The organism is Actinomycetota bacterium, assembly GCA_005774595.1.
In the GTDB taxonomy this organism is placed as follows: domain Bacteria; phylum Actinomycetota; class Coriobacteriia; order Anaerosomatales; family D1FN1-002; genus D1FN1-002.
On the sequence record VAUM01000114.1, the window covers coordinates 1 to 3,741 of the forward strand.

Annotated in this window: 2 protein-coding genes and 1 pseudogene (1 of these 3 only partly in view); 1 reads left to right on the forward strand and 2 read right to left on the reverse strand. The window is 70.5% G+C overall.

Features of this window, described 5'->3' with window-relative positions; translation table 11 throughout:
• The coding region (locus FDZ70_05845; protein TLM77122.1) for a U32 family peptidase at positions 1–1,348 on the reverse strand (1,348 nt) is incomplete at its 3' end.
• A gap of 81 nt (positions 1,349–1,429) precedes the next feature.
• On the opposite strand from FDZ70_05845, the gene FDZ70_05850 reads away from it, so the two are divergent.
• Positions 1,430–3,487 carry a PBP1A family penicillin-binding protein gene (locus tag FDZ70_05850; GenBank protein ID TLM77123.1) on the forward strand — a complete coding sequence of 686 codons (2,058 nt, stop codon included), beginning with the start codon at positions 1,430–1,432 and terminating at the stop codon, positions 3,485–3,487.
• A 60-nt stretch (positions 3,488–3,547) separates the two neighbouring features.
• On the opposite strand, the pseudogene FDZ70_05855 reads toward FDZ70_05850, so the two are convergent.
• Positions 3,548–3,741 (reverse strand): annotated as a pseudogene (locus FDZ70_05855) (NGG1p interacting factor NIF3); it runs 773 nt beyond the window's last position.

A 3,741-nucleotide genomic window follows, 5' to 3' on the forward strand; every position in this document is an offset into this window, starting at 1 on the left:
CGGGCGGCCCGCTCGCCTCGCCGGTCACGCCGCGCGCCGTCAGTGCGACTCGCAGCGGCTCACCGATACGCAGCGTCACGGCCACGTCGGCGGGGACGAGTGAGGCGGGCGCCCCGTCCGCGAACGTGCGCCGGGCGGCGTCGAGCAGCGCCGCGTTCGCGACGCGGACGACGCGGTCACCCTTGCCGGCGCGGCCCTCGATGCGCACGGTCGCGCGCGAGCCGGCGGGCACGCTGCGCGCCGGCACGCCGCCGACCGCCACCTCGCTGAGCCGCTGGGCGAACCGCCCGGAGCCGGTCCACACCTCGATCGTGTCCGCGGACTCGACCGCCCGGTCGAACGCGATGACCGCCTCGGCGCCGGACGCTGACACGATGCGGCCCACCGGCACCCCGCGGTTGTTCGGGCGCTTCACGCTCATCATCCGGTCGTCTCGGATGCCGTCGAGGTACGCGGTCGAGAAGCCGCGAGAGAACGCCTCGGCGAGCACTGCCTCTTCGGCCGGCAGGACCTCGAACGCGTCCGGGTCCGCCGCCGCGCGGTCCAGCGCGGCGCGGTAGACGCCCGTGACGAGCGCGACGTACTCGGGCGACTTCATGCGGCCCTCGATCTTGAGCGCGGCCACACCGGCCGCGATGAGCCTCGGCAGGGCCTCGAGCCCGCACAGGTCGCGCGTGGACAGCAGGTGCGCCTCGGCGGCCGTCGCGCCGGACGGATCGAGCAGCGCGTACGGAAGGCGGCACGGCTGGGCGCACAGCCCGCGGTTCGCCGAGCGCCCCCCGACGACCGACGAGAGCAGGCACTGGCCGGAGTACGCGAAGCACAGGGCGCCGTGCACGAACGACTCCACCTCGACGCCGTGCGCGGCGAGCACCGCGACCTCGGCGACCGTCAGCTCCCGTGCGAGCGTGACCCGCGCCGCCCCGAGCGCCGCGAGCGCACGCACCGTCGCCGTGTTGTGCGCGCCGATCTGGGTGGACGCGTGCACGCGCAGCTCCGGGAGCGCGCGCCGCACCTCGGCGAGCAGCCCGAGGTCCTGGACGATCACCGCGTCGACGCCGACGGCCCACGCCTCGGCCACCAGCGCGAGGGCGGCGCCGAGCTCGTCATCGCGCACGAGCACGTTCGCGGTCAGGTAGACCCGCGCGCCGCGCAGGTGCGCGTAGCGGCACGCGTCCGCGAGCGAGCCGGCGTCGAAGTTCTCGGCGCCCCGGCGAGCGTTGAGCTCGCGCATGCCGAGGTAGACCGCGTCGGCACCGTTGTTGACCGCGGCGCGCAGCGCGTCCACCCCGCCGGCGGGCGCGAGCAGCTCGGGGACGCGTCTGGGAGGCGTGGAAGATGTGGCCATCGCAGGTGACGGGACGGTGTCGGGGTTGGCAGCGGGCTCGCGTGCGCGTCACAATGTCAGGCTGGATGCGGAAGGAGAAGGATGTCAAGGCGTCGCCGCATGATGCGCCGCAAGCACGGCCAGTCGGTGAAGGTGCTGCTGAGACTCGCCGTCGTCGGACTGGTCGCAACGCTGCTGATCGCCCTGGCCGGCGTGGCGACAGCGTACGCGTACGTGCAGACCTGGCTCAAAGACCTCCCCGACTACGAATCCCCCACCGCGTTCCAGGTGGCCCAGCCGACCCTCGTGTACTCCGCCGACGGCAAACTGCTCGCGAGCTTCTACCTCGAGAACCGCACCGTCGTGAAGTTCGAGGAGATCTCGCAGGACCTCAAGGACGCGACGGTCGCCGTCGAGGACGAGCGCTTCTACCAGCACCCCGGCATCGACATCGCCGGCATCGCGCGCGCGGCGGTCAAGGACATCATCGCCGGCAGCGCCGAGGAAGGCGCCTCGACCATCACCCAGCAGTACGTCCGCAACACCGTGCTCGCCGACGAGCAGTTCGACATCTCGTTCGCGCGCAAGGTGCGTGAGATGTTCATCGCGCGGGAACTCGAGAAGCGCCGCAGCAAGGACGAGATCCTCAACCTGTACCTCAACGGGGTGTACTTCGGCGAGGGTGCGTACGGCGTCGAGGCCGCCTCGCAGACGTACTTCAGCAAGCGCTGCTCGGAGTTGAGCCTCGCGGAGTCCGCGCTGCTCGCAGGCCTTCCGCAGGCTCCCAGCCGGCTCGGCCCGTACGACAACATGGAGGGCGCCAAGCGGCGGCAGGCCGAGGTGCTCGACGCGATGGTCGAGAACGGCTACATCACCGCCGCCGCAGCCGCCGAAGCGAAAGATGCGCCCCTGCGGTTCGAGCGCCTGAAGCGCCCGGACCAAGGCATCTATCAGGCCCACTACTTCGTCGCGCACGTACGCAAGGAGCTGCTCGACCGCTACCCGCTCTCGGTCGTGTTCAAGGGCGGGCTGCAGGTCTACACGACACTCGACACCAAGCGGCAGAGGTACGCCGAGAACGCGGTGTTCAACTCGCTGAACCGCGCCGACGACCCGGACTGCGCGCTCACCTCGATCGACCCTCGCAACGGTCACATCGTCGCGATGGTCGGCGGCGAGAACTACGCCGTGAACAAGTTCAACCTCGCCACGCAGGGCAAGCGGCAGCCGGGCTCGTCGTTCAAGACGTTCGTGCTCGTCACGGCGCTCGAGAACGGCATGCCGCCGAACCGCTACATCGACGGCTCGTCGCCGGCGTACATCGCGACGGGCGGCAGGCCGTGGCACGTGACCGGCGGCTCGGGCGGCTACATCACACTCGCGGCAGCAACGCACAAGTCCGTGAACTGCGCCTACGCCCGTCTCATCAAGGAACTCGGCGCCGAGAAGGTGGCGCTCACCGCCAAGCGCATGGGCATCACGACGAAGATCCCGGCGCTCTACTCGATCGCACTGGGCAGCCAGAACGTCTCCACACTCGAGATGGCGTCGGCGTACGGCACGCTGGCGAACAACGGCGTCTACGTGGCGCCCACACCCATCACCAAGATCGTGGGGCCCGACGGCGAGGTGCTGTTCGAGCACAAGGTCGCGGGCAAGCAGGCGATCTCGCCGTCGATCGCGTACGCGACGACGCAGGTGCTCAAGGGCGTCATCACGGGCGGCACCGGCACCGGCGCGAGGATCGGCAGGCCCGCGGCAGGCAAGACCGGCACCTCGCAGTCGATGCGCGACGCGTGGTTCTGCGGCTACACGCCGCAGCTCTCGACCGCGGTGTGGGTCGGCTACTACAAGCGTGAGATCCCGATGTACACGGTCCACGGCATCCGCGGCTACGGCGGCAAGGTGGCCGCGCCGATCTGGGCGAAGTACATGAAACCGGCGATGGCGACCGAGCCGAAGATCGACTTCAAGGCGTTCCCCGCGCCGAAGTACAAATGGAAGAGCGCGTGGGCGGCCCGCAAGAAGGCGACGAGCGCCACCGTGGCGCCGACCAAGCCCGCGCCAAAGCCGACACCGCAGCCGGTGCCGGAGCCTACACCGGAGCCGGAGCCGGAGCCGCCTCCCGAGCCGCCTCCCAGCGAACCGACCACGCCCTGACGCGAAGGCCCCGGCAGCACTGTTGCGGGGCCTTCGTTCGTCGGCTGGCGCGGCTGCGCGTCAGCGCTTCACGCGCAGCATCCCCGACGTGCACACGATGGCGACCTCGCCGGCCTTCTCTATCTCGTCGAGCACGAGGTTCATGCCGAGCGTGTCGCTCGACACGTGCCCGGCGATCACGAGGTTCATCTTCAACTCCTCGGCGCGCTTCTTGTGCTCCTCGGAGTAGTGCATGCCCACGAGCGTGTCCACGC

Bases quoted from the DNA above. Each gene is read 5' to 3' on its own strand.
- FDZ70_05850 (TLM77123.1), top strand. From the start codon at position 1,430: ATGTCAAGGCGTCGCCGCATGATGCGCCGCAAGCACGGCCAGTCGGTG.